At 52.8% G+C, this 26,488-nt stretch carries 26 protein-coding genes and 2 rRNA genes; 9 read left to right on the top strand and 19 right to left on the bottom strand.

Features of this window, described 5'->3' with window-relative positions:
* Window positions 1-66: 66 nt before the first annotated feature.
* The 8 genes from AYI87_RS19895 to AYI87_RS21285 all read right to left on the bottom strand — a co-directional run bounded on the left by AYI87_RS19895 (window position 67) and on the right by AYI87_RS21285 (window position 7,316).
* Window positions 67-978 (bottom strand): bifunctional precorrin-2 dehydrogenase/sirohydrochlorin ferrochelatase, encoded by a 912-nt coding sequence (locus tag AYI87_RS19895; RefSeq protein ID WP_144204363.1) that lies wholly within the window; start codon window positions 976-978, stop codon window positions 67-69.
* Between the two features lie 70 nt (window positions 979-1,048).
* Window positions 1,049-1,366, bottom strand: a complete 318-nt coding sequence (locus AYI87_RS19900) for a DUF2007 domain-containing protein (protein ID WP_011866130.1) — start codon at window positions 1,364-1,366, stop codon at window positions 1,049-1,051.
* Window positions 1,367-1,541: 175 nt separating this feature from the next.
* On the bottom strand, window positions 1,542-2,489 hold the full coding sequence (secF, locus tag AYI87_RS19905; protein ID WP_144204364.1) for a protein translocase subunit SecF: 948 nt from the start codon (window positions 2,487-2,489) through the stop codon (window positions 1,542-1,544).
* Window positions 2,490-2,502: 13 nt separating this feature from the next.
* Window positions 2,503-4,353, bottom strand: a complete 1,851-nt coding sequence (gene secD, locus AYI87_RS19910) for a protein translocase subunit SecD (protein ID WP_144204365.1) — start codon at window positions 4,351-4,353, stop codon at window positions 2,503-2,505.
* A gap of 39 nt (window positions 4,354-4,392) precedes the next feature.
* Window positions 4,393-4,725: a preprotein translocase subunit YajC gene (gene yajC / locus AYI87_RS19915; protein WP_041406650.1), complete on the bottom strand. Its 333-nt coding sequence runs from the start codon at window positions 4,723-4,725 to the stop codon at window positions 4,393-4,395.
* Window positions 4,726-4,752: 27 nt separating this feature from the next.
* Window positions 4,753-5,877 carry a tRNA guanosine(34) transglycosylase Tgt gene (gene tgt, locus AYI87_RS19920; protein WP_011866134.1) on the bottom strand — a complete coding sequence of 375 codons (1,125 nt, stop codon included), beginning with the start codon at window positions 5,875-5,877 and terminating at the stop codon, window positions 4,753-4,755.
* A gap of 168 nt (window positions 5,878-6,045) precedes the next feature.
* Window positions 6,046-7,083: a tRNA preQ1(34) S-adenosylmethionine ribosyltransferase-isomerase QueA gene (gene queA / locus AYI87_RS19925; RefSeq protein ID WP_144204366.1), complete on the bottom strand. Its 1,038-nt coding sequence runs from the start codon at window positions 7,081-7,083 to the stop codon at window positions 6,046-6,048.
* Window positions 7,084-7,154: 71 nt separating this feature from the next.
* Window positions 7,155-7,316, bottom strand: a complete 162-nt coding sequence (locus AYI87_RS21285) for a hypothetical protein (RefSeq protein WP_186300684.1) — start codon at window positions 7,314-7,316, stop codon at window positions 7,155-7,157.
* Window positions 7,317-7,492: 176 nt separating this feature from the next.
* Here AYI87_RS21285 and AYI87_RS19930 point away from each other — a divergent pair, with 176 nt between their 5' ends.
* On the top strand, window positions 7,493-8,086 hold the full coding sequence (locus AYI87_RS19930) for an ACP phosphodiesterase (protein WP_011866136.1): 594 nt from the start codon (window positions 7,493-7,495) through the stop codon (window positions 8,084-8,086).
* A 33-nt stretch (window positions 8,087-8,119) separates the two neighbouring features.
* On the top strand, window positions 8,120-8,653 hold the full coding sequence (locus AYI87_RS19935) for a protein disulfide oxidoreductase (RefSeq protein ID WP_260865193.1): 534 nt from the start codon (window positions 8,120-8,122) through the stop codon (window positions 8,651-8,653).
* A gap of 80 nt (window positions 8,654-8,733) precedes the next feature.
* On the opposite strand, the gene AYI87_RS19940 is transcribed toward AYI87_RS19935, so the two are convergent.
* Together AYI87_RS19940 and AYI87_RS19945 are read right to left on the bottom strand one after the other, a co-directional pair.
* Window positions 8,734-10,086: a sigma-54-dependent transcriptional regulator gene (locus AYI87_RS19940; protein ID WP_186300683.1), complete on the bottom strand. Its 1,353-nt coding sequence runs from the start codon at window positions 10,084-10,086 to the stop codon at window positions 8,734-8,736.
* The gene (locus tag AYI87_RS19945; protein WP_144204368.1) at window positions 10,086-11,720 is read right to left on the bottom strand and encodes a sensor histidine kinase; all 1,635 of its coding nucleotides are present in this window, start codon (window positions 11,718-11,720) and stop codon (window positions 10,086-10,088) included. Before AYI87_RS19945 ends, AYI87_RS19940 begins: the two co-directional genes overlap by 1 nt.
* Window positions 11,721-12,057: 337 nt before the next feature.
* Between AYI87_RS19945 and AYI87_RS19950 the strand changes: the two genes are divergently transcribed.
* The gene (locus tag AYI87_RS19950; protein WP_144204369.1) at window positions 12,058-12,834 is read left to right on the top strand and encodes a hypothetical protein; all 777 of its coding nucleotides are present in this window, start codon (window positions 12,058-12,060) and stop codon (window positions 12,832-12,834) included.
* A 96-nt stretch (window positions 12,835-12,930) separates the two neighbouring features.
* Entirely contained in the window at window positions 12,931-13,266 is a 336-nt protein-coding gene (locus AYI87_RS19955) for a hypothetical protein (RefSeq protein ID WP_144204370.1), read from the top strand.
* Window positions 13,267-13,326: 60 nt separating this feature from the next.
* Here the strand turns inward: AYI87_RS19955 and AYI87_RS19960 are convergent, their stop codons facing one another.
* Genes AYI87_RS19960 through AYI87_RS19970 form a run of 3 tightly spaced genes read right to left on the bottom strand, consistent with a single transcriptional unit; the run spans window position 13,327 to window position 16,423 of the window.
* Window positions 13,327-14,841, bottom strand: coding sequence for a PhnE/PtxC family ABC transporter permease (locus tag AYI87_RS19960; RefSeq protein WP_144204371.1), 1,515 nt, complete (start codon window positions 14,839-14,841; stop codon window positions 13,327-13,329).
* Window positions 14,842-14,895: 54 nt separating this feature from the next.
* Window positions 14,896-15,561, bottom strand: a complete 666-nt coding sequence (locus tag AYI87_RS19965) for an ATP-binding cassette domain-containing protein (protein ID WP_144204372.1) — start codon at window positions 15,559-15,561, stop codon at window positions 14,896-14,898.
* 7 nt (window positions 15,562-15,568) lie between these two features.
* Window positions 15,569-16,423, bottom strand: a complete 855-nt coding sequence (locus AYI87_RS19970; protein ID WP_144204373.1) for a putative selenate ABC transporter substrate-binding protein — start codon at window positions 16,421-16,423, stop codon at window positions 15,569-15,571.
* Between the two features lie 239 nt (window positions 16,424-16,662).
* On the opposite strand from AYI87_RS19970, the gene AYI87_RS19975 reads away from it, so the two are divergent.
* Both AYI87_RS19975 and AYI87_RS19980 read left to right on the top strand, forming a co-directional pair.
* On the top strand, window positions 16,663-17,337 hold the full coding sequence (locus AYI87_RS19975) for a response regulator (protein WP_011866145.1): 675 nt from the start codon (window positions 16,663-16,665) through the stop codon (window positions 17,335-17,337).
* Window positions 17,328-18,677, top strand: coding sequence for a sensor histidine kinase (locus tag AYI87_RS19980; RefSeq protein ID WP_144204374.1), 1,350 nt, complete (start codon window positions 17,328-17,330; stop codon window positions 18,675-18,677). Before AYI87_RS19975 ends, AYI87_RS19980 begins: the two co-directional genes overlap by 10 nt.
* Here AYI87_RS19980 and AYI87_RS19985 read toward each other — a convergent pair.
* Entirely contained in the window at window positions 18,674-19,369 is a 696-nt protein-coding gene (locus AYI87_RS19985) for a 2OG-Fe(II) oxygenase (RefSeq protein ID WP_011866147.1), read from the bottom strand. The genes AYI87_RS19980 and AYI87_RS19985 overlap by 4 nt on opposite strands.
* 120 nt (window positions 19,370-19,489) lie before the next feature.
* Here AYI87_RS19985 and AYI87_RS19990 point away from each other — a divergent pair, with 120 nt between their 5' ends.
* Entirely contained in the window at window positions 19,490-20,755 is a 1,266-nt protein-coding gene (locus AYI87_RS19990; protein WP_011866148.1) for an HD-GYP domain-containing protein, read from the top strand.
* An 89-nt stretch (window positions 20,756-20,844) separates the two neighbouring features.
* The gene (locus tag AYI87_RS19995) at window positions 20,845-21,153 is read left to right on the top strand and encodes a DUF3135 domain-containing protein (RefSeq protein ID WP_144204375.1); all 309 of its coding nucleotides are present in this window, start codon (window positions 20,845-20,847) and stop codon (window positions 21,151-21,153) included.
* 74 nt (window positions 21,154-21,227) lie between these two features.
* Here the strand turns inward: AYI87_RS19995 and corA are convergent, their stop codons facing one another.
* Together corA and AYI87_RS20005 are read right to left on the bottom strand one after the other, a co-directional pair.
* A complete protein-coding gene (corA, locus tag AYI87_RS20000; protein WP_144204376.1) occupies window positions 21,228-22,175 on the bottom strand; it encodes a magnesium/cobalt transporter CorA in 948 nt (315 codons plus the stop codon).
* 161 nt (window positions 22,176-22,336) lie between these two features.
* A complete protein-coding gene (locus AYI87_RS20005) occupies window positions 22,337-22,705 on the bottom strand; it encodes a hypothetical protein (RefSeq protein ID WP_144204377.1) in 369 nt (122 codons plus the stop codon).
* A 191-nt stretch (window positions 22,706-22,896) separates the two neighbouring features.
* Between AYI87_RS20005 and AYI87_RS20010 the strand changes: the two genes are divergently transcribed.
* Entirely contained in the window at window positions 22,897-23,625 is a 729-nt protein-coding gene (locus AYI87_RS20010) for a DUF2057 domain-containing protein (RefSeq protein WP_222116790.1), read from the top strand.
* A gap of 88 nt (window positions 23,626-23,713) precedes the next feature.
* On the opposite strand, the gene AYI87_RS20015 is transcribed toward AYI87_RS20010, so the two are convergent.
* From AYI87_RS20015 to AYI87_RS20025, 3 genes are all read right to left on the bottom strand, one after another.
* Window positions 23,714-24,637 (bottom strand): patatin family protein, encoded by a 924-nt coding sequence (locus AYI87_RS20015; RefSeq protein WP_260865194.1) that lies wholly within the window; start codon window positions 24,635-24,637, stop codon window positions 23,714-23,716.
* A 1,077-nt stretch (window positions 24,638-25,714) separates the two neighbouring features.
* Window positions 25,715-25,830, bottom strand: a 5S ribosomal RNA gene (gene rrf, locus AYI87_RS20020).
* A 332-nt stretch (window positions 25,831-26,162) separates the two neighbouring features.
* A 23S ribosomal RNA gene (locus AYI87_RS20025) occupies window positions 26,163-26,488 on the bottom strand; the annotation flags it as partial.

The raw sequence follows: 26,488 nt of genomic DNA on the forward strand, positions 1-26,488 counted from the left end.
TGCTCAGTCGTTAAGAGTAAAGCGCCTAGTTTACCCTAATTAGACGCCCTTTGAGCAAGAGATGCGTTACAGTGCGCCCGGGCGCAGGTGTTTCGCCATGGGGAAATGGGCCACCAGCTGGGCTATGGTCTCAGTTTCACCATAGACCATCACCCGCTCGCCCTTGTCTAACCTGGCTGATAACTCACTGAGCGGTAACATGGGCTGACGTCCGGCGTCGCGGCGCACCAACTCAGACAGACGCTCTGGCAGCGCTAAGTCACTACAGAGCCAGTCGAGACGCTGCATCATAGGCACGGCGGCCAGGGGCAGCAGATCGATTGGGGTGTGGGCCTCGAGCAGCAAGAGTTCGCCGCTACCCGAAAGCGTACCGAACGCCTGCTCGAAATAGTTATCCGTGCGCTCATCAAATCTGTCGCCATTGAGGCGGAAGAACTGCTCCCAGAACAACTTACGCTGCTCAAACGCCGGCAGGCGATGCTGTACCTCGGTGCGTTTATCGGCAATGAAATCGAACAGCTCACTCAAGGATGCTGGCAGCCAGGTCTCCAAACGAGCCCTAAGCTCGCGAGCAAACACGGGGGCGGCGCCACTGGTGCTGATAGCGACCTGTAAGCGGCCCCTGTCGACGATGGCGGGGGTGATGAAGTTACAGAGTTTGGGGGCATCGACCACATTGACCCAGAGCCCAAGTGCCTTGGCCTGCAGGGCAAACTGACGATTGAGAGGCTCGTCACTGGTCGCCATATAGAGCAGATCTATCCCTTCGAGGTCGTCGAGTTCGGCAAAACGCTGCTCCAGGGCGATCTGCCCCTGATTAGCCATCGCCATCACGACGTCACAGACATTCGGGGCGATCACCCTAATTTGAGCCTGGGTACGGGTCAGTAACTCGAGTTTACGGCTGGCAACTTCGCCTGCGCCTATCATCAGGATCTTCAGCCCGTCGGCCTGGGCGAAAATGGGGAAATATTGCATCGATTAAATAAATTGTCTCGACTAAGGATAAGACAAGAGTAAAGTAAGCCTCAGCGAGCGGCAAGCACTACTAGCTAAGCTGCTCGCTACGCTCGGCGCTGCAATGCCAGCAGAGCTCAAAGTTACCTTCATTCATCTCGTGGCATTTGACGCACTGCCACTTGGGACTCTCGCTGTTTAAGGTCTCAAGCTGCGCCCTGGCCGCCTCATACTGAGACTCGGCTACCCACAGCTCGACATCCTGCAAATCGACCGGCAACTCGCCGATCCCACCCAGCAAGGCCTCGCCTCGCAGTTCGACCCCAATACCGCAGGCCTCCAACATCCCTTTCCAAGCATGGGCCTGTAACAAGTTACCGCCGGCCACCAACTTACTGCGCTCTTCCATCTTTATCCCCTACAACGCTTGCTCTTTTTGGCAAATTATCAGGTGTATTGATTAATCGCTGAACATCCTAGCCTTAAAACTTACATTTTGTCGAGTCGGGATCCGGCCAAATTGGCAATAAAAAAGCCACGAAATCGTGGCTTTTTTATTGCCAATTTGGCCGGGCAGCATGCGCCTATGGCATCAATGCATCCTGATCCGCACCCTCTTTTTCGATCTCCACCGGCATCATATGCTCGCGGTTGATCCCCAGTTTTACAGCCAGGAAACTCGCCACATAGATAGAGGAGAAGGTACCCACGAAGATACCCATCAGCAAGGCTGTCGCGAAGCCGTGGATCATGGTGCCGCCCTTGAGGAACAGGGCCACAACCACCACCAGGGTAGTACCTGTGGTGATGATGGTACGGCTCATGGTTTGGGTGATAGAGTTGTTCACCACATCTTCTGGCGTGCCCTTACGCATCTTGAGGAAGTTCTCACGGATACGGTCAAACACAACGATAGTATCGTTGAGTGAGTAACCCACCACCGTCAGCACACCCGCCAGCACCGTCAGGTCAAACTCCAGCTGAAACAGAGAGAACACACCGAGCGTGATGATCACGTCATGCGCCAATGCCGCTACCGAACCAAGCGCTAGACGCCATTCGAAACGGAAAGAGACATAGATAAGGATACAGATCAGCGCCACCAAGACGGCCAGGCCGCCCTGCTCGGCAAGCTCTTTACCCACCTGAGGACCAACAAACTCGACACGCTTCTGGGTCACGCCTGGATCGACTTTGGCCGCGGCCTCCATCACATGCGCAACCTGTAGGTCGCTCTTAACGCCTTCCTTTACCGGAAGACGGATCAGCACGTCACGGCTTGAACCAAAGTTCTGCACCACGGCGCCATCTGTCTCGTCTGAGGTCAGGGCTGCGCGCAGCTGATTTAGATCGACAGGGTTTTTAAACTCCATCTCAACGACGGTACCGCCGGTGAAATCCAATCCCCAGTTAATCCCGTTCACGGCCAGAGAAGCGAGTGAGCCGAGCACCAAGACAAGTGATAGCGCACTGATAGCTACGGCGTGACGCAGGAAGTTGATCGTGCCTTTAATTGATAAAATCTCGAACATGGTCAACGTCCCCTTAAATAGACAGTTTCTTCACGCGCTTACCACCCCAGATAGCGTTAACTATCGAGCGAGTACCCACGATGGCGGTAAACATAGAGGTCGCGATACCTATCATCAGGGTCACGGCGAAGCCTTTCACGGCACCGGTACCCACGGCAAACAGGATCAAGGCCGTCATAAAGGTGGTGATGTTGGCATCGGCAATGGTGGAGAACGCGTTGCCATAACCTTCATGGATCGCCTGTTGTACGCTGCGTCCTGCACGTAACTCTTCACGAATACGTTCGTAAATCAGTACGTTACCGTCAACCGCCATACCGACTGTCAATACCATACCAGCAATACCCGGCAGGGTCAGCACTGCGCCGGGGATCATAGACATGACGCCCACTACCATTACTAGGTTAGCCGTCAGCGCCAGGTTAGCGATAAGACCAAAGCCACGGTAGTAAACCAACATGAAGATCAACACGACCGCCATACCCCAGATCATCGCCTGCAGACCGTTGTCGATGTTTTCCGCACCCAGGCTAGGACCAATGGTGCGTTCTTCGACAATTGAGACAGGTGCAATCAAGGCACCGGCACGTAGCAAGAGGGCAAGGCTTTGCGCTTCAGAGTGATCAAGACCGTTAATAACGAAGTTACGGCCCAGACGCCCCTGGATGGTCGCAACCGAAATCACCTCTTCGATCTTATCCATCTTCACGCTGCCGTCAGGATTCTTGGCACCGTTATCTTTATACTCGATGAACAGGGTCGCCATCGGCTTACCGATGTTGTCCTTGGTCACGTTGGAGAAGATAGAACCACCCTTAGAATCCAGGTTGATAGACACCTGAGGACGGCTGTATTCATCGAAACTTGGCTGTGCGCCCTGAATATGGTCACCGGTGAGCATCACCTCTTTTTGCAGAGCCACTTTACCGCCTTCACGGCGATCATAGATCTGCGAACCTGGTGATACGCGACCGGCTGCAATCGCCGCCGCATCGGCCTTCTCGTCTACCATGTGGAATTCAATAGAAGCCGTAGCACCCAGAATATCCTTGGCGCGGGCCGTGTCTTGAACACCCGGTAGTTCGACGATGATGCGCTCCGCGCCTTGGCGCTGAACCACAGGCTCGGCAACACCCAACTCGTTTACACGATTACGCAAGGTGGTGATGTTCTGCTGCAGCGCTTCCTCTTTAACTTGCTTGAGGTAGATCTCGCTCATGTTCGCCAACAGCATGAAATCGCTACCAGACGACGCATCGACGAACACCATCTCGTTAGTGCGGCTCTTGAGGAATCGTTCTGCCTTAGCTAAGTTCTCGGCATCACGAAACTTGATCTCAATCCCTTTAGGGGTATTGCGAATACCCGCATAACGAATTTTTTCACCACGAAGATCGGTTCTGAAATCGGCAATTTTCGCTTCGGTCATCTTCCGGATCGCCTCGCTCATGTCCACTTCCATCAGGAAGTGCACACCACCGCGAAGATCCAGACCCAGCTTCATCGGGCTACCACCCATAGACTCCAACCACTGAGGCGTAGCCGGTGCCAGGTTAAGTGCCACGATATATTTGTCGCCGAGTACCTCGGCAATTGCTTCTTTCGCCAGCAGTTGCTGGTCCGCATCGGCAACACGTACCAATAGCTGACCGTTTTCCAACTCTGAACGCTTTACCGCGATGCCTTTCGCCGACAGGATGTCAGTGACTTCACTCTGAGTCGAAGCATTAACTTCCGCGCCACGTGTGGCCACGACTTGCACCGCGTGATCTTCACCAAATAAATTTGGTATTGCGTAGAAGGCACCGACGGCGATGATCAACGCCACCATCAGGTTCTTCCACATTGGGTATTTATTTAACACACCATCGCCCTCTTGGCTTAAAGTGACTTAACTTTCAACTTAAAGTGACTTAATAGACCCTTTAGGCAAAACAGCCGCTATGTAATCCTTCTTGATTGTGATTTCTGAGGTTTCGTTGATCGTCAGCAACACATAATCGTTGTCATCGCTGATCTTAGCGATCTTACCCAAGATCCCACCACTGGTGAGCACTTCATCACCCTTGCTCAACGAGCTCATCAGGTTCTTATGTTCTTTTACGCGCTTAGATTGCGGACGGAAAATCATGAAGTAAAAGATCAGACCGAAAATGACCAGCATGAAAACCAGTTCCATGGTACCACCCGCACCACCTACTGGCGCATCGGCTGCGTATGCATTTGAAATGAACATATTTCTCTCTTCTTATTAGCAGTAAAATTAATCGGATAACTTAGGAACTTCGCGACCTTGACTGGTATAGAACTCCTCAACAAAGGCGTCTAATGTACCTGTCTCGATAGCGCCACGCAAACCTTCCATCAACATTTGGTAGTAACGCAAGTTGTGAATGGTGTTTAAACGTGCTCCTAAAATTTCATTACAACGATCTAAATGGTACAGATACGCCCGTGAGTAGTTCTTACAGGTGTAACAGTCACACTTAGCATCGAGCGGTGAAGTATCATCACGATGACGCGCATTGCGGATCTTGATAACGCCTTCACTGGTAAACAGGTGGCCGTTGCGCGCGTTACGAGTCGGCATGACGCAATCGAACATGTCGACACCTCTACGTACCCCCTCAACGAGATCCTCCGGTTTACCTACCCCCATCAAGTAACGCGGCTTATCGGCCGGGATCTGCGGGCAGACATGCTCCAGAATACGGTGCATATCTTCCTTTGGCTCCCCAACCGCCAAACCACCGACGGCATAACCGTCGTATCCTATCTCTAACAAGCCTTTAAGGCTCTCATCGCGCAGATCTTCATACACACTGCCCTGAATGATCCCAAACAGGGAGTTAGGGTTTTCCAGACGATCGAACTCATCGCGTGAACGCTGTGCCCAACGCAGCGACATCTGCATCGATTTACGTGCCTCGTCGTGGGTCGCCGGGTATGGCGTACATTCGTCGAAGATCATCACCACATCTGAGCCCAGCGAGTATTGGATCTGCATCGACTTTTCCGCGTCCATGAAGATCTTCTCGCCGTTGATTGGCGAGCGGAAATGTACGCCCTCTTCGGTGATCTTACGAATGTCACCCAGGCTAAATACCTGGAATCCGCCTGAATCGGTTAAGATAGGACGCTGCCAGTTCATGAAGTCATGCAGATCGCCATGCTTACGCATGATCTCTTCGCCAGGACGTAACCAAAGGTGAAAGGTGTTCCCCAGCAGAATGTCGGCGCCTGTGGCACGCACTTCTTCTGGCGTCATCCCTTTAACCGTACCGTAGGTGCCCACTGGCATGAATGCCGGGGTCTCTACCGTACCGCGTTCGAACACTAAGCGACCGCGACGCGCGCGACCATCGGTTGTATCTAATTCAAATTTCATTTTTAACCTCGCCAGAGAAACAGTCTGACTCTCTTCGTGCCATTAAAACAGACACAGCTGAACAATAGAGATAAGGGCAAACAACTCAGTATCAACCCTTATCAATAAAAATCTCTAAAAAAATACCCACCTCAAGTGTGGGTGGGTATTTTAAAGCAAAATCATCGCTTAGATCGCTTTTTTAGTCACAAACATGGCATCGCCATAGCTGAAAAAGCGGTATTTTTGCGCAATCGCGTGCTGATAGGCGTTTTTCACCTCATCGAAGCCGGCAAAGGCACTGATCAACATGATAAGGGTCGATTCCGGCAGGTGGAAGTTAGTCACCATGGCATCGACAACTTGAAACTCATAACCTGGGTAGATAAAGATGTCGGTGTCACTACTATAAGCCTGCAGCTCACCTTCGCTGGCCTTGGCCGCACTCTCTAATGATCGCACCGAGGTGGTGCCCACGGCGATGACGCGTTTACCGGCCGCCTTGGTGGCCTTAATACTATCGACCACATCCTGAGGCACCTCGGCCCACTCTGAGTGCATCTTATGATCTAAGATGCTGTCAACCCTAACCGGCTGGAAGGTGCCCGCGCCCACATGCAGGGTCACGAAGGCAACATTTACCCCTTTCTCTTGCAGCGCGGCGAGCAGAGCATCGTCAAAGTGCAGACCCGCCGTTGGCGCGGCTACTGCGCCAGGGTTCTGGTTATAGACTGTCTGATAGCGCTCCTTATCGGCATCCTCGTCGGGACGGTCGATATAGGGCGGCAGTGGCATATGGCCGACCTCTTCGAGGACCTCGAGTATGGTGGACTCGCTGTTGAGCTCAAGCTCAAACAGGGTGTCGTGACGGGCTAGCATGGTCATCTCATAGCCGCCGTCTAAGCAGATGATGGTGCCGGGCTTAGGTGACTTGGAGCTGCGCACATGGGCCAGAATTCGCTTGTCATCCAGCATACGCTCGACCAAGATCTCCAGCTTGCCGCCGGTTTGCTTCTGACCGAAGACGCGCGCCGGGATCACTCGGGTGTTGTTGAACACCATGAGATCGCCAGGGTTAACCATCTCCAGGATATCGGTAAATTGCTTGTCCGCCACCGCGCCGCTATTACCATCGAGTGTCAATAGTCGGGACGCCGTGCGATTAGGCATGGGGTAACGGGCGATCAACTCATCGGGAAGATCGAAAGAAAAGTCGGCAACGCGCATAGTCTGTCTCTGCTTAGCATAAATCGGCCGCTAGTCTATTGGCTGATGATGATAAGATCAAGACACACCGCTTAGCTGGCCTTCTTCTCCTTGTCGGCCACAACAATATTGGCCTGTAGATCTAAGCTGGCTTTTCGATAACTATGCTGTTCGAAGGGGATATCGACCTCGACCCGCCGCCGTCGAGAGGAAGATTTTTTGCCTAGGCGTTTCATTAACCAGTTCCACATCATCCATGATCCTTTAAACCGATAATTAATATGAGGAGTCATAGGTGCACATCCTGTCGATCCCAATACCTAAGCGAGCAGTCGGTTAAAGATAACGTCGCGTAGAATAAAGGTTTCATCGCACCTGTTGGCATGATAACGTGAAAAGCGTGATTAAACAAAGCAATTAACTTTATCTAATGAACTTTTTGGCTCATCTGCACCTGGCAGATAACAGTAAAACCGATCTTGCCGCCAATCTTGCCGGTGATTTTGCCAAGGGCAATATCGCCGACCATCCCAAGGCCCTGCAACAGGGGATCTGGCTGCACCGGCAGATAGACTCGCTAACCGATAGCCATGAGCTCACCAAGGAGCTCAAGGCCGCCTTCCCCAAGACGCTGCAGCGCGCCGCGCCAATACTGATCGATCTGGCCTTTGACCATATGCTGGCCAAATATTGGGAAGAGTATCATCACCTGTCCCTGCCCGACTTTGCCCAGCAGGCCTATCTAGCGCTCAGCAGCGCCGAGCAGCTGCCTGTCAATCTGAGCGATCTCATCATCCGCATGCGTCAGGAAAACTGGCTTATCGCCTATGAAAGCCGTGAAGGGCTGAATCAAACCATCAAGGCGGTGAGCAAAAGGGTCTCTAAGCCGGAAATTTTCGATGGCGCCATCGACACGGTTAAGCGGATGGATACAGAGATAGAGATAGCCTTTCGCACCTTCTATCCTCAGCTGATGGCCTACAGCCGCATCTGGACCCGTCAGACGCCGCCCGAGTTTCTCTAGCCGGTGAGGCGCTAAACCTAAGGGTTCAATTCTGTGTCATCGACCTTCAAAAGCCTGGCAAGCAAGCTAATGCCGTTCGTTAAGCCTAGGCGCAAGCGGTATCGCTATCTCAGAGATGCCGCATTAATGGCGCTACTTGCCTTTGCCCTGCTCAGCTATCAGCAGCGCAACATGATCTCAGGCGAGGCCCCGCCCCTGAGCGGCATCACCACCCAAGGTCAGCCCATTGCACTTGAGCAGGGGCAAGTTACCCTGGTCTATTTCTGGGGCACCTGGTGCCCGGTCTGCCGCGTTACCTCGCCCATGGTCAATAGCGTGGCCGAACAGCACAAGGTGATCAGCATAGCCGTTGCCTCGGGCACAGATGATGAGATCAACCAATTTATGACGGAGCACGACTATCAGTTTGACGTCATCGGTGATGAGAAGATGCTGCACCAAGCCTGGGGCGCAAGCGTTTTCCCCGCCATCTATATCGTCGACACGCAAGGGCAAATTCGTTTTAAGACCTCTGGTGCCACCAGCAGCTGGGGCATGAGACTCAGGCTGTTGCTCGCGGCCTGGTAAGCTATCGCTTTAATTGACATAGACGCTATCAATACTTCTCAAGCGACAACAGGCCGCTAATGCGACAGCACACCGCTAATTTAGACCAGCTGATATTTCTCTAATCGATATAGGAAGGCCTTATAGCTCAGGCCTAAACACTTAGCCGCCTTGGTGCGATTGCCTTCGAAACGGTCCAGGGCCTGGCGCAGGCAATCCTTCTCGAAACTCTCCCACTCGATACCTGCCTCCGGCAAGACAAAGCGCCTGGTATCCAGCGGCTGCGGCGCGGCGCCGAGTTCCTGCACCATCTCCTCTTCATCGCCGAGTAACACGAAACGTTCGATGCGATTCGCCAGCTCGCGCACATTACCCGGCCAGCTATGGTCTAGCAGCGACTTTAAGGTATCCCGGCTTAACTTGGGCACCTCCATGCCATATTGATTGGCGTGGAGTTTAAGAAAGTGCTCCACTAGTCGGCCGATATCCTCGGGTCGCTCCCGGAGCGCCGGCATATGGATAGGCACCACATTGAGGCGGTAATAGAGATCCTCACGAAAACGCCCCTCGGCCACCTCCTGCTGCAGATCCCTATGGGTCGCGGCGATCACCCTGACATCCAGCTTGATCTCGCTGTTCTGCCCGAGACGGGATATCACGCCCTCCTGCAAGAAACGCAGCAGCTTGGTCTGTTGCAGCAGGGGCAGTTCGCCTATCTCATCGAGAAAGACGGTGCCGCCATCGGCCGCTTCTAGTTTACCTATCTTCTGGGTATTGGCCCCCGTGTAAGCCCCCTTCTCGGCGCCGAACAGCTCCGCCTCGGCCAGAGACTCTGGGATAGCGCCGCAGTTGATAGCGACGAAGGGCTTATGGCTACGGCCCGACAGCTGGTAAAGCGCTCGCGCCGCCAGCTCCTTGCCCGTGCCACTCTCGCCGCCAATCAGCACGGTCGCATCTGTGGCGCTCACCCGCTGTACCCTCTGATACACCTTCTGCATCAAGGCGGAGCGCCCCACCAGCCCCACCAGCTCCTGCTGCTGAGACAGTTCGGAAGAGAGACGACGGTTCTGCCGTTTAAGGGCGATAGATTTGGCCACCTTCTCTATGGCCAACAGCAGACTCTGGCGCTGATAGGGCTTGGCCAGATAGTCATCTGCCCCCGCCTGCATGGCATCCACCGCGTGGGTGATGGTGCCGTAGGCGGTGGCGATGATAAAGCCCATGTCCGGATGTTCGCGGCGCACATAGTTAAGCAGATCCATGCCGGTTAACTGTCCCAGCTTCCAGTCGGAAAACACCAGATCCGGCGCCGATGCCTTAATCATCACGATCGCCTGCTCGACACTGTCGGCACTCTCCACCAAATACTGGTTGGCCGTCAACATCTGCACGATCAATGCTCTCTGATCCGGCTCATCCTCAACCACCAAAATATGCAACTTAGGCTGCTCCATCATACTTCCTCTGTCTGGGGCTTATCTTCTTGCTGTGTTTTATTAATCTCTGGCTTGGCGAAATAGAGGGTCACCAGAGTGCCGCCACCGGGATTATCATCGAAGGTGATGCGTCCACCGTAATGCCCTTGAATCAAACGCTCGGCGATATATATCCCCATGCCGGTACCCTCCGCCTTGGTCGTCACATGGGGCTGGGCCAGCTTATCACGCACCTCAGGGCTGATCCCCTTGCCGGTATCGGCCACCACTAAGGTATAACTCTCATCATCTTCCGCCAGGGTCAGATCGATACGGCCTGTGTCCGGGGTGGCCTCCACCGCGTTGATCATGACAGCATGCAAGATGCTGCGGATCTCCGACTCGGCGCCCTGCACCTGAACCCCTTGATCCTCACAGTGAAAGGCGATGCTGGGCTTGCTGCCGTTGATCGACAGCTCCAGCAAGATATCCTGCACAGTAGCTGCCAGTGGCACCCATGACTGGCGATTCACCTGGGTGCTCGACAGCGTCAGCAGAGATTGAATGCTCTTGTCCATCATGGCGATCTTCTGCTGCATCTGACTGAGCAGCTTGTTTGCATCCTCGATTGACGCTGACTGGGCGACCGCCTCAGACAAAAGCCCCAGGGTGTGCAACGGATTACGCAGGCTATGAGCGATCCCCCGGGTCACCTCACCCAGTTCGGCCAGCTGCTTCTGCTGCGCCATCTGCTTCTTCTGCTCGCTTAGGGAGGCGAGCTGACTGCTCATCTTATTAAAGCCGTTGAGGATACTCTTTAGCTCTTTGACCCCACGCTCATCCACCTGATAACCAAGCTCCCCCTGCCCCAACTTCTTATGGCCCTTCGCCAGGGCCGATAACGGCGCGCTGATCACATGACTGAGCATATAGACCAATAAGAGGCCAGCCAATGAGCTCATCAGAATCGCCCCTATCATGGACTCGCTGAAACGCTCCAGCTGCTCATTGGTCTCCTGATTAGGCAAGTTGATATCATGGGCAAATTCCACGGCAACCTTACCCTTCTCAGGCGTGGTGGGCGAGATAGGCGCGTCTATGATGGCCACGTTCCCCTTGTCGAGCCAGCTGTTGGTGTCTATCTCAATCTGGCTCACGGCGTCATGCAGGCGCCGGCGATACTCATCGGCGGCCTCGCGCTTGGCCTCGGCAATACTGGCTCTCTGACGCTGCTTAAGCTCCCTCTCGTAGGACATCATGGCGTTGAGATGATCCCTAAGCTCCTGCTGCTTGGCCGCCAGCTTGGCTCGAAAGAAGGCTTTCTGCTCGGCGGAGGCATTGTCCGTCTCCATCTCCATACGCACTACCTCTTCGCTGAGCTGGGCAATCGCTTGGGAGACAGATTCGATATCCTGCTCAAACTCCTGCCTGAGCGCCTCGGCATCTTGGATAGACTCCTGCAGGTCCTGCTCATCGAACTGCACCACAAACTCTTGCTCTGTGCCGACGTTGTCGATCAGCACCTTCACCAGGTTTTGCGACAGATCCCGCGAGCGCTCACTCAGCTCGCTCTGCAACTGCGCCTTATAGAAATGGGACACCAGCAGCTGGCTGCCTCCCAATATCAGGATGAGCGCGCCAAATAGCACAAACAGATAACCTTTAATCGACATAGAGCCCTCTAGTTTCGATAACAATGCCGCGCCGGCGCTTGAGAAGATTAGTAATAGAGCGCCCGCCTCTCAGGTTATACAAAAACAGTACCAAGATAAAACCCCTTGTGAATCACCCTATTAACCGCCGGGTGTCTCTAGCCATGCCCAGACTAAGCCATGAGTTTCCCCATATCGGGAAATCCATGTCCCATATGGGGGTGAATCCCCTGGGGCGACAGGCGAGTTTTTACGACAGCTGTTTGCGAATGCCTTATCCAGTCTGAGTTTCGCTAGTTTGGCACGCCTCTAGCAACTCATAGGGAAATCATAATTCATCACTATGGAAGGAAACATCATGAAACTCAATAAACTCACTTCGCTTATCGCCTGCTCTGCGCTACTGTCATTTACCCTGACGGCGGCGCCTACCGACGTGCGTCAAATCGATTTTAATGACAACCAACTCAAGGCCAACTTGATTCAAGATGGCGACAAGGACACTAAGTTGACCCTGGACCTTGAAGGTAAACAGCACCACTACAGCTTCAGCGATGATGAGATAAAAGATGAGAAGCTCATCAGGCAGAAGCTCGCCAAACTGCCTAAAGAGACCCAAGATAAGATGGTTCGCCTGCTCAAGCAGATCGACGGTGACGAGTCTCACTACCATTACCTGCGCCACAGTGAGCTATCTGAGACCGACAAGGCCAGAATGGACTCGCTCACCAAGAAGATGGCCAAGAAAGAGGCCGAATTAGCCAAGCACATCGCTAAGATAGAAGTTAAAGTTGCGGCCAAAAGTGCTGAAATGGAGGCCAAAAGAGCCGAAATGGAACGTAAAGCCGCAGAGCTCGAGGCTAAAGCCCGTGAGTTTGAGGTGATTATCGATACGCAAGACGGCGAATTTAATAAGAACATTGAGCTGTTATCGGACGATATCGCCGAGATCGCCACCGAGATAGCGGAGATCGAAATGAAATACCACGGCGATGGCGAGCACGAATTTGTGGTGATAAGAGGCGACGACGAGGCCGATGTAGAGCAGCTGATCCAGCTTATCGAAACCGGCAAGCTGAGCGATGCCCAAAGGCGCAAACTTCAACAGGCGCTAAACAATGATGATCGCAAATAAATGAAATTGTGAACAATGCGATAGAATGCGCCGCTGCCCCAAGGTAATCTGCCACCAAGATGTTTACTCTCACTCCAACAACTTGAGGCAATTATCATGTGGTGGCGCATTCTCATCATCTTTCTCGCTTTTGTACTACTCGGCGCCCACTTTATGCGCTTCGGCCAGACACTGATCAGCGCGGCCTTCATCTTGGCGCCACTGCTGTTACTCATTCGCCACGTGGCCATCACCCGCACCCTACAGCTGGTGCTTATCTTAAGCGCCATCTTCGTCTGGGGCCTCAGCGGCCTGGATTATGTGCAGATGCGCATCTCGATGGACGCCCCCTGGCTAAGACTCGCCATCATAATGTCGGCGGTGACCCTGTTTACCCTGCTGGCATCATTTTGCTGCCAAGGCGTGCAGCGCCTGAGACAGGCTAGGCGCTAGACTCTCATTTTATAATCATTCACTAACGAGTCATTCGCTAACTTGTCTTTCGCAAAAAAGTTAGACCACGCAAGATACCTGGCCGACTGCCATCCCTTGATTCAGGCGCTTGGCCAGCATTCGCCGCGCCAGGCTATCCACCAGCACGTTGAGCAAAGCGGTCACGATAAGCAGATAGAAGGCATTGTTGTAGCGTATCTCGCTAAAGGCGCTATCGATATAGAAACCTAGCGTCATCACCCCCAGCACGCCGAAGATGGCAGTTTCCCGCAGTATCACCTCGAAACGATAGAAGAGCAGCGACATCAGGTTGGGATAGATGCGCGGCAACACCTCATAGCCATAGTGATCGCTGCGGCGCTGATACAGGGCACTGGGTTTGACCAGGCTATCCTGGCGCGTCAGCAGGTAGGCGATCAGGGCGCCGTTGTGCAGCCCCAATGCCAAGATGGCGGGCAACATGGAGGGGCCACAGAGCATCATGAAGATGAAGGCCAGAATATACTCTGGCATGGAGCGCATGATCAGTAGCAAAAGCTGCCCTATAGGCATAGAAAACTTGCCGCGGCTATGCATACTGGCAAAACGATGACCAAGCAGTGCCAGCAGATGGGTCAAGCCTAGCGCACTCACCGCCAGCACTAAAGTGGCGCCCACGCCGGGCAAGGCCTGCTCCAGCGTCAAGCGCTGCCACCAGCTGGCAAATCGCGATAGTCCCTGTGCAAACTCTTGCTGCCCATGGATCACCTCACGGATCCCAGGAGGCAGGATATCTACAGTTAAGAACTGCCAGACCAGCTGCAAATCGACGCCGGTCAGCTTAGGCAGGGTAAACAGCGCCGCCAAAAGATAGAGCGGCAACAGACGCCTGCGTGACCAGAGCGGGATAGTGCCAATCAGGACCACAAAGAGGATGAGCAGCGCCGCCCCCTCATGATACTTACCCTGACGAAAGGCGGTCTCTAAGTAGAAACCCAAGGTCGGCATGCCGATGAAGCCCAGCACTGCGCTGCTGCGCAGGGCACACTCAAACCGGTAGCGCACATAGGCCAGCATCAAAGGCAGCACATGGCCAAGCTTTCCGTAGAAGTAAGTACTCAGCCTGTCGCAACCGAATGGCAAGGTGTCATTGGTGCTACTCGGCGCCTGCTGCAGTATGTCATGAAATACCCTGGCGAAGGTGGCGCCATAGGGTAAGGCGATCGCCAGCACACCCGTCACCGGCGACAGGCCAAAGACTTGCAGAAAGAGCAGCGCCCAGAAGATCTCATGGATCCCCCGCACCATGGCGCAGCAGGCCGCGACCCAAGGGGAGCGATAAATCAGCGCCAGAGGCGAACCGAGCAGCAGACCAAAGGTCACCCCGAGCAGGGCGAAGCTCACCGTCTGCCACAGAGCATTGACCAGCGACTCGGTGGCGAAGAAATCTGGTGTCAGCAGCCCCTGCCCCATGCGCAGCAGTTCCCCCCAGGGATCCAGGCTGATGATCTCAATATCGACAAACAGCAGACTGATCCCCACCAGCAACCAGAGGCCCAATGTCAGTCGCTGCCAGGGCCCGACAAAGTTAAACATCTAAGTTAAGCATCTGAGTTAAACATCTGAGTTAAACATCTAATTGTACACACCCTAGCTCGCCGCCATCTGGTCATCGAAGAAGCAAGCCAGCTGCTCACCATCGAGTTGACTCGTCGGCTTATCGAGCACCAATTTGCCCTCGCTAAGGCCTATGATGCGATCGAAGTGACTCAGCGCTAAGTCGCTGTCATGCAGCACCATGACCACGGTTTCGTGACGGGCCTTGACCAGACTCAGCAGGCGCTGGGCCATCACGGGATCGAGGGCGGAAAACGACTCGTCGCCGATGAAGCTAGATTTTTGCTGATAGAGTGCCCGCGCCAGGGCAACCCGCTGGCGCTGGCCGCCAGAGAGTGAAGAAACGGGCTTCTGCAGCGGCGCCTCAAGGTAGAGCTCGGCGCACAGCTTGGCCACCTCGTCACGCCTAACCGCCAATGGCCAGGCGAGATTCAACAGGTTATAGGCAAAGGAGTGCCTGGCCAACGCGCCCATATAGACGTTATGGAACACGCTCAGGGCATCGACCAAACCTTGGGATTGACTGCATAGGGCGGCGTCTTGCTTAAGCTGCTCGTAGATATAGCTCAGCAGCGTCGACTTACCCGCCCCTGAGGGCCCGACTATGGCTAAAGACTCTCCCCGCTTAATCGACAAGTTAAGATCGTCGATGACCCGAGTCTCACGATAACTCAGGGAGAGTGATTCTATGTGGAGCATAGAATTATTAATCTAGCAGGCCGATCGCCGTGGCCACAGATTCGATAGGCTCGTAATCTGCGTTGTCTGCCTCAACAAACGACTGACGTGGGAAGCTGGCCAGCAGATCCGGATCTTTCATCTCCAGTAGCGCCTTGGTCAGCTTCTCGGTAAAGCCTTCGCCGAAACGTTGATCGGCATCGGCACGTACCGTCCACTGATAGTCAGGATAGGCTGGAGTTTCCCAGATCACCTTGACCTTATTGGTATCGACTGTGCCATTGGCTACGGCGGTTTCCCACACCTTATAGTTCACCGCGCCTACCTGATAGGCACCGGCCTCAACTTGGGCAATGGTACGGCTATGGTCGCCAGAGAAACCTATACGGGTAAAGATATCCTTCACCTGCTTGCCCATGTTGCGCTCGATGTAAAATTGGGGCATCAGGCGACCCGAGGTCGACCCTTTAGAGCCGAAGGTGAAGGTATAACCGTTCAGGTTCGGGAAGTTGGTCGACATCTCCAGTGGTACCGAGGTGTTAGCGATAAAGAAGCTCTTAAAGTATTGATCTTCGTAGCCCTGGGCAATCGCTTGTGAGCCAGGTACCAGTCGTCTCGCCTGCACGCCTGAGAGGCCACCAAACCAGGCCAGTTGCACCTGATTGTTACGAAACGCAGTAACGGCTGCCGAGTAGGATTTGACCGGCACATAGTTCACCTTAACGCCCAGCTCTGTCTCCAGGTACTTAGCCACCTTATTAAAACGCGTCTTTAGCTGACTCTCGTTTTCATCAGGGATCGCAGTAAAGGTAAAGCTTTCGGCTAACGTCGCCGGCACAAACAAACAGGTAAAGATTAAGGGTAGAATTTTAGCGAAGGACATATCCAAGCCTAAATGAGTAAGAAATTTACCGGATTCTAACCATTTGACAGGCAAATTAACAGGCGGAACATGGCCTTATTGCTCACAAAAATCTAACAACTAAACTTTGTTTTAAGATGAGTCAGTCCCTGTTAAGCTAATCCATTATAAATTAATGTTTTATAAAACGTCCTCCGCTTGGTTTACAAATCCCCTATCGGGTCACCGAGCGAGCACATAATTAAACATAGGCAAAGCATATGAGAATTTTGGTCGTTGAAGATGATCCCCTACTGTCCCACCACCTCAAGGTACAACTGAGTGAGTTGGGCAACCAGGTTCAAGTCGCCCAAACTGCCAAAGAAGGCTTCTATCAGGCGACTAACTATCCCATAGACATTGCCATCATAGACCTTGGCCTGCCGGATCAAGACGGGATCTCGCTGATCCAGTCTCTGCGCAAGGCCGAACTCAAGGCGCCTATTCTTATCCTCACCGCCCGGGTCAACTGGCAAGATAAGGTCGAGGGGCTCAACGCTGGCGCCGACGACTACCTGGTGAAACCCTTCCAGAAAGAGGAGCTGGTCGCCAGGCTCGACGCCTTGGTGCGTCGCAGTGCGGGCTTCGTCAAGCCGCAGATCACCAGCGGACCGCTGGAGCTAGACTTGGCCGCCAAACAGGTCACCCTGGATCAGAGCCCCATGGAAGTGACCGCGTTCGAATATCAGATCCTCGAATACCTGATGCGCCACTGTCACGAGGTGGTGGCCAAACAGCGACTGCTGGATGTGATCTATGGCGATAAGGAAGGCGATCCCAACACAATTGAAGTAATGGTGAGCCGTCTGCGCAAGAAACTGACCAAGGGCGGACTGGAAAACCCCATCGCCACCATTCGCGGTCAAGGTTACAAGTTTAATCTGCCATGCAAATAAGGTTTAAACCCAAACAACGTCTGCTCACGCGGATGTTTCTCACCTCGCTCTCCATCATCGCCTTGGTGGGCTTCGGCCTCGCCTGGCTGGTCAACCTGTTGTACGCCCAGAATAGCTACAACGAGGAGACCGCCGAGCTTATCGCCGAGATCCCCAAGGTAGCCGCCGAGCTAAGGGAGCACGACCTGATCCCCGAGACCTCAGAATGGCTGGACGAGAACAACACCCCGGAAAAATATATCATCGCCAGCTGCAACGAGGAGTTTAAGCAGGTGTGGACCTCCTCCCTGGCCGTTGATCGCGGCCTGTTCGATACCTGCGAGCGCTTCAACGAGATACGCTTCGACTCGCCACCCTACTACCTCAACCTCGCCGACAGTAAAAACTACTTCGTCTACCTGCTCTCGGTGGAGATCGCCAAGCAAAAATACAACCTGCTGGTGATGAAAGACGCTCAGAAGCTGGAGAAGGAGTTCGACAAGTTCAGCCGCCGCACCTACTGGCGCCTGGGCATGATCTTGGCCTTGGCCTTGGTGCTATTGATCAGTGCCGGCTACTGGGGAATGCGCCCACTGGTGCGTATGCGTAACGAGCTGCACCAGGTCAGCAGCGGCAAGGCCAAGGCGCTCTCCGAAGATTACCCAGTGGAGCTCGAAGGGGTCACCCAAGCGCTCAACCAGCTGCTGGTGCAATCCAGTGCCCAACAGGAGCGCTACCAGAACGCGATGAACGATCTTGCCCACAGCCTGAAGACGCGTCTGGCGGCGGTGCACGCCATCACGGATGACCAGACCCTGAGCAAGTCCGGGGCCAGCGAGAAGATCATGGAACAAGTCAGTCAGATGGATCAGTTGGTCAAGTATCAGCTCAAGCGTGCCATGCTCGGCCGTAAGGGCCTCAAGCAGGAGCAGACCCTGGTCGCGCCGCTGATCGACCAGCTATCGCAGATGCTGTTTAAGGTCTACCGTGACAAGCAGATCCAATTTAGCGCCGATATCCCCGATGATCAGGTGTTCCCTGGTGACAAAGGCGATCTGATGGAGCTGTGTGGTAACCTGATGGAGAACGCCTTCAAGCTGTGTATCAGTAAGGTAGCGGTCACCGCCCGTTACAGCGATAACAGCGAGTTTGTCTTGATCGTGGAGGATGACGGCCCAGGAGTGCCCGAGGCCATTCGTCAACGGATCATAGAGCGCGGCGTGCGCGCCGACACTCAAAAGGCTGGCCAAGGCATAGGGCTTGCCGTCTGTAACGAAATCGTCTCCAGCTACAACGGCAGCCTCAGCATAGATACCTCATCCCTCGAGGGGGCGAGGTTCACCATCAAGATCCCGCTTTAACCTACAGGGGCGTAAAGCTTCTCGGCGCGGTTAAACATCACCCAGGAGGTGGCGATATACTTGTCGCCACTGATGGGCATATTGCCCCTGTGGCTGTGGGTGAAGCCTGCTGGCGCAATCACCATGGTGCCCTTCTTCGGCTTGATCTTACGCTGCTGATAGAAGAACTCAGTTTCACCGCCCTCTTCCACATCGTTCAGATAAAACATATAGAGCACGACCCTGTGCAGCGCCTCGTTGTGTCCCATCTGCGGAAACTGCTCCGAATGCCAATGGGGGTAGCCCCCCTTACCCTGCTGGTAATGTTGAATATTGATGGTGCCGCTGCGATACAGGTACTGCACCAAAGGCTGTACCCTGTGTCTTCCCAGGGTATCGAAGTTGTCCGGGGTCAGGGTCTGTGGCTTACCCTGTTCGTCCGCCAGAGTGACCGCCACCGCCCCCATCAACCCCAGCGCATATTTTTCAAAATATTGCGCGCTGTGTTTTAGCGTATAATTAAGGAGTTCGTTTCTCAGTGGCAGTAACTCCTGAAAGTTATCCATGGTTATGTCACGGCTAATTTTCTTTTCCAGGTCAACACCATGACCCGTAATACCATCAATGACACCAGGATGTGTGTTGACGGTCTCGATGAGACGATCGCACAGTTCATCTGGAATGGCATTGGGGTAGACTTCGATGAAATCCATGTACAACTCGCTAAATTAGACAAATTTGTGATGCAACTATGCTGACACATAGCTTAAGTAATTGTAAAGCCAGCTGGTTCAGATAAAATAACGCGCAACTTAAGGCAAACGTAAAGACACATGAGCAGAAGCTGTAAGGTAAACACAAACCAACTACAAGTGGGCAATTTTGTTAGATTACCTGTCTCTTGGAAAGACCATCCCTTTCTATTTAATTCCTTTAGACTCAAGCAAGAAGCTCAGATCGAACTGATCAAAAAACTCGGTATCGAGTATGTGTTTGTCGACCTGGATAAGAGCTCAGCGCCGCCACTGGGCAAAGAAGATGCCTACGATGCCCCAAGCTTTAGAGATGACGGCGACCTGACCAAGCTCAGTCAGCAGATGAATCAAAACAAGCAGGAGCGCATCGAGCACCTCAAGAAACTCAAGCGCGATCTTAAGAAAACCGAGCAGGAATTTGACCGCTCCGTCGCCATGATGCGCAACCTGATCGCCAAGCTGAGAAATCGCCCGCTTAATGCCATTTCCGACGCCAAGGAGCTGATCAACAGCATCACCGAAGAGCTGCTTAACTCCGACAACCTGGTACTGCACCTAATGAGCGACGCCAAAGACAGCGACGGGATCTACTATCATTCTCTCAACGTTGCGGTGCTCTCAATGATGATCGCCAAGGAACTGGACTGGCCAAGAGAAGATATCGAGGCGGTCGGCATGGGCGCCCTGTTCCATGACACGGGCAAACTCAAGATCCCGCCTCAGCTGCTTCGTAAGAAGACCCCTCTCACCCAGCCCGAGCTAAACTTCATCCGGCAACACCCCGCCATGGGGATAGAACTATTGAAGCTGGCCAATAACTTCCCCGAAGATGCGGCGCCAATCGTCAGAGATCATCATGAGTTTCTCGATGGCAGCGGCTATCCCAGAGGCTTGAAGGCGGAACAGATCAGCCTACCGACCCAACTGGTCGCCGCGGTAAACCTCTACGATCAACTCTGCCATCCAGAGGGGCAAGTTAAGGCGCGAACCCCCTATGCGGCGCTGGGCTACCTGTATAAGAACTACAAGGAGCGGCTAAATCAAGAGGCTATTGGTAAGCTCATCAAGATGCTTGGCGTCTATCCGCCTGGCAGTGTGGTAGAACTTTCCAGCGGACAATATGCCATGGTGATGGCGGTGAATCTCGAGAAGATCCTCTTCCCAAGGATCTTGGTATACGATGCGCTCGTGCCGAAAGAGCAGGCGCCTATCGTGGATCTGGAGAGCGAAGGCCTAACTATCGTCAGGTGTATCGCCCCCTCGGCCCTGCCGGAAAAGATCTTCAAATACCTGAGCCCCAGAGAGCGGGTTAGCTATTTCTTCGGTGGCGATAAGAAGGCGTAAAGCGCACCTGACTGTCTTTCTCCGCAGGCCAGACTAAAATTAGAGTACTGGCCTTGCATTATGGCGTTTATGCGCTAAGGGGAAAGAGTATGGTAGAGCTACCCGATTTCGACAGCCTGAAATGGCTGGCGCAGCATGCGCCGCAGCAACTGGCCACCCTGCAGAAAAATCTCAACCAGGCTTTGATCAGCGAGGCCCATGCCAATAACCGCGCCCAGCTGGAAACCATTCGTCATCATCTCGAGTTCAAGCTGTCCCGCTGCACCACGCCCTACGCCCGAAGCTATATGGCGCTGCGGCTGATGAATGACAAGTTCATCACCTTAAATCAGGTGATCAATCAGCCTGACCTTTACACAGATAACAGAGCCAAGGTGCTCTGTTATCCAGGAAAATAATTCACGCCGTTAAGATGTGCGTTTGGCTGCCGGCCAAAGCTTTAAGCTAGGCCGGTACCAAGCTCAGGCTGATATTAGAGCCAGCCTTTACGCTTGAAGAAGAAATAGGTCGAGGCCGCGCTGCCAATCATCATCATGATCGCCATAGGATAACCCCACTGCCACTCAAGCTCTGGCATGTTGGCGAAGTTCATCCCATAGGCGCTGGCAATCACGGTCGGAGGCAGGAAGATCACCGCCGCAACCGAGAAGATCTTGATGATCTTGTTTTGTTGCAGCCCACTGAAACCCATGGCCGCATCGAGCAGGAAGTTCAACTTATCGAAGATGAACTGACTGTGGGGCATCAGAGATTCGATATCCGACAACATCTCCCGCAGATCTTTCAGATCTTCCTCGGTCAGCTTGCCGCGATAATAACGCTGCATGTAACGCAGGGACCGCTGGGTATCGAGCAAACTCAGACGGATCTTACCGTTGGAGTCTTCCTGCAAGGTGATCAGCTTAAACACATCGTCGAGTTCACTGCTCTCAAACACCTGCTCACCCACGCTATCCAGCACAGAATAGACATCTTCGATAAGATCCGAGAGGTAATCCACCTTAAGGTTGAACAGCTCCAGGAAGAGCGCCTGTGGCGTCTGTACCTCTAAGCGGCCTAAACGCAGATAGTTACGCAGTAAGCGGATCAGCCCCACATCATCTTCCCTCAGGGTCACCAGAAACTGTGGACGCAGGTTGAAGGAGACGTTCACCCCTTTAACATCCTGTCCGACACGCTGGGGGAACAATGAGTTGATGTGTAGACCATCCTTGTTTTGATAGAAACGCGCCGAGGCCTCAATTTCGTTAATATCTTCCTCGTCCGGTAGCTCCTCTACCGAATAGCCCCTCAGCCATTCACGTTCGTCATCTTCAGGTTTGTAGAGATCCAGCCATAAGGTACCCTCGGGAACACTGTCTCGAATATTCAACTCGACAATGGATAACTTATTCGCTTGAAAGACATAAGCCGTGATCATAGGACCTCCTGAAAAAGACACTTAGATGAAAACGCACCACATCCAAGCGCAGGGTATAATTTGGCGTTATTCTACCGAATAACGCGCCATTGAACAGCCTAATCGACTGCTAATGAAGGGAATATAACCAAAATAAAAATGAAGCGGTGTTAAAAACCAGCCTACCTCATATTCGGCGGAGTATCGGCTATCACAATTCGTTCTTGGGTCGACAAGCGAACCTTGAGACCATCGACTGTGGTGAAGGCATCGCTCTGTAACTCGCGTTTACGTACCTGATAGACCTCTTTCGAGGCAGACGCCGGCGAGATAATGGTGACATACACCAGCTGATTGCCCTCTTGCCAGGACCAATACCAATAGCCCCCACTCCCCAGCAGTGCCAGGGCGGCGATACCAAAGGCAAGGTATTTAAACACGATTCGCTGACCCAACTGACTGGCCGTCGGTTGGCTGACCACCTTAGGCTTACGAAGATAGGCGATCGCCGCGGCAATCACTAACAGAGTCACTAAAATTTTAGTTAACACGCTAAGCTCCTGGAATTAATCCCCACCATTATAGAGTCTTAGCAAGCAAATTACTGCAACCCAACACTCAGGATGCTCAAAAAGCCCAATGGCCGCTTGTAAAGTTGTCCAACTGGGCCACGAGGTGCTATAACACAGATAAATTATTCTTTTCCCGGTTTACCATGAAATCTTTAATCCATTGCCTATTCTTGATCCCACTCTTTTTTGTACAAGCGCACGCCGAAGTTACCATCACTCTGCCAGATAGCGCAGAACCACTACTGCTTAACGGTAAGGATATCACTAGCCATCAGCTGATCTCGCAAAATGGCCCGCAGCAGCTGGTCTTTAATGCCCGCGCCAGCTACCGCGAATTTGGCCAACAGAAGCGCTTCGTCTCAGAAACCCTTATCGTCACCTTCTATGGCGAAAACAATCACTATCGCGTCAGCCTACCTAAGATCAGCTCACCTAAATCGGCAGAGAAATTTAACGACGTCCCTCAAATTGGTCTCACGGATACCCAGGGCAATAAGGTCGCTTACAAGATAGATAAGTTGCTAAAGGATGGCATTCAGATAGGCCGCGATTACAGCGAAGAGATAAAGGCCTACAACATGGGCCAAGGCGTTGCAGCCATAGCGATCAATCAGCCTGTCCAGATGGCGCCTAGCACCTCAAGCAGTGCCTCTGGCAGTACCTCAAGTAGCGCAGCAAGTCCTGCGGCGACCTCTGCTGCCATGGCTGCGCAGCCTGTTGGCCAGCCATCTAGTCAACCAAGCACTCAACCTGTAACTCAAACAGGCACTTCACGCCGCGATCAGATCAATGTCGGCCAGATGCTGGACTTCTGGTATGAACAAGCGGATGAAGCCACCAGAGAAGCCTTTAAAAAGCGTATAGGGCTCATCGAACAGGCTCAGCGAGACGGGCACTAAGCCAGCCGGTTAGATACTCTCGGTATCGATAGACGGCATGACTTTCAATGAAATAGCTTTAAGTAAAATAGCTTTAGCCAGCATAACGTTATGCGGCGCACTTCATGGTGGAAAGGCTATCCTGTTTCAGGAACTTAAATCCCGCCAGCCGCCCGAGGCGATAGTCCCTATCAAGCTCTGCCGTCGAACTGCCGAGTAACTTGCTCGCTAGTGCCCGGCGGGGAAATAGCTGAATGATCTCCACGCCCTCAGGTGGATTGTCGATAAAGGAAAGTGAGCGCTTATATTCGGCTTCATGATGCAGGTAATACTCTATCGCCCTAGGGCAGCGATTCGAACTGCAGATCCAAGACTTGAGACGATTCACCCAAGGGGTATAAGCCTGGTACTCCTCGGGCATAGTACGTATCACCACTATTCTAGTCGCCCCGCGCCGATAGGCCTCCTCTACCGGCAGCGGCGCCGACAGGCCGCCATCGACATAAAAACTGTCCTCTAAAGGCACACCTTGGCGATAGAGAAACGGCAGCGCGCTCGACGCCTTGAGTAACTCAAGCCAGTTCTGCTTATTGGGCTGACGAAATATCGCCTGATAGTTAGAACCATTGGTCATGCTAAAAAGCAGCCGGCGATGAGTCATTGCCCGCATCCCGGCAGACAGGTCCAAGCCTAAGGACTCGCCTTGCACCTGATTAAAGTACCAATCGAGATCCACAGTGCTCTTCCCGGCAAGACCGCGACTCACCTTTACAAATTGTGGATCGCGGGACAAGCCCTTAATCGCCTTCTTGGCAAAGCCAATCTGCCCAGTAAGATAACTCGAGAGATTCTGAGCACCAGCGGAGGTACCGATAAGCAGTGCAAAAGGGTTATACCCCCTCTCAAGCCAGGCATCCAACACACCGGCGGTAAATATCCCCCGCTGCCCACCACCTTCGGCGATCAGCGCCGTATTGGCCTGAACGGGCGTTAGCACTCGCGCAATCTGACTGTCCACTTCCTTAGGAGTCAAGGATGGCCCCAGCAGAGAAAGCGAGCCGGTAGAATCAGTATTTTGAGAACCAGTGTTAGGAAAGCTAGCAGTAGAAAAACCAGCATTAGGAAAGCCAGTATTAAGAGAATGCATCACAGATTTAGTGCCCCAGTTAGCCATTAGCTTCATACCCTAAATCTAAATCCCCCTAGCTCCCCTGTATAATTGAATGATCAAATCGTGCAGATAGAAAACATCTATTAACGCCCAAGTAAGCTCAAAGTAACCTATCCGAGCCTCTCACATAGAGGCGTAAGACATCTGCCAATTCAATGCTTATTAACGGATGTATTAACGGATGGAGATAAACGGCCAGGTCGAAGCCCAGCAAAAGAAATGGCATACGCAGACGGCCTCTCACATGGGGGCGTAAGACATCCGATTAGAACTTAACACAGGGAATAAACATTCCTGTTACTTTGTCAAAGCAAAAAAACTGTAGCAGCTGGAAATGACCTACTCGGTTCGCGCAGCGAACACATGGGGGTGAGAGTAAGGCGCTTTAAATACGCAGTATTTAGCCTCACTTGAACGCGGAGAAGCTATGCTTCGTAGCCGGAGACCCCGCTTAGCGGTGGGACGACGTCGGGAGTAGGCATTCATGCCTACATAAGTTAATAAGCCACCTGACTTTACTTAAGGTGGTTTCGAGAGGGTATGCCGATAATTTCATAAACCCCAAACGCAAAAAAGCCACCTTATTCAGGTGGCTTCTTCACTTAATTAGGCGCCTGTCATAGCCAGCTTCGAGCATGCCGCCATGGATGGCGGCAATTAGAATAACGCAGGAGCAGTTATCGAAGCTCTCCACGTTCATCCCTTGCATCAAACTTAGTTTGATAAACGCAAGAGCTTCACCATACGACCACCACGGACGGTGGAAGTGTCGATTATGCAGGATGCAATTATCGACCAATCACATGGAAATGCACTTCACTACGTTCGGGCTCTTTATATTCCCCATGTTCGAGTAGATATTTCAAAAGCTGTTAAACGAAAAAATCCCCAGCACAGTGTGCTGGGGATTTATCGACTCTCTTTCGAGAATAATTAGGCGCCTGGAAATGACCTACTCTCACATGGGGAGACCCCACACTACCATCGGCGCGATTGTGTTTCACTTCTGAGTTCGGGATGGGATCAGGTGGGACCACAATGCTATGGTTTCCAGACAAATTCTTACTGGTTAATTCTTCGTCTGACGGCATTGTTTCCTCGCTGCAGTGCTTGACCTCCAAGGATGGAGTAAATGTCTTAAATTGTATGGAACAATTTAGACCATGTACTCCAGTACACTGTGCGCTTCGCTTCGTTACGGCTTTGTCAGCCAAACAATTACCTGCGTAATTAACCAAAATAGTAAATTTAGAAAGCTGTTTGAGTTCGCACTTCAATCAAGTACTTTGTATTCTTTTGATTACGTAAAACCATTATCGCGACCTCCATGGAAGGAGGAAGCACTTTAAACGTCTGGAACGTTTCAAGTAAAACCCTTTTGGGTTGTATGGTTAAGCCTCACGAGTCATTAGTACAGGTTAGCTCAACGCCTCACAACGCTTACACACCCTGCCTATCAACGTCCTAGTCTCGGACGGCTCTTTAGAGACCTTAAAGGTCTAGGGATGACTCATCTTAGGGCTCGCTTCCCGCTTAGATGCTTTCAGCGGTTATCGATTCCGAACGTAGCTACCGGGCAATGCCATTGGCATGACAACCCGAACACCAGCGGTTCGTCCACTCCGGTCCTCTCGTACTAGGAGCAGCTCCCTTCAATCATCCAACGCCCACGGCAGATAGGGACCGAACTGTCTCACGACGTTCTGAACCCAG

Source organism: Shewanella sp. KCT (genome assembly GCF_007636505.1).
Classification (GTDB): Bacteria; Pseudomonadota; Gammaproteobacteria; order Enterobacterales; family Shewanellaceae; genus Shewanella; species Shewanella halotolerans.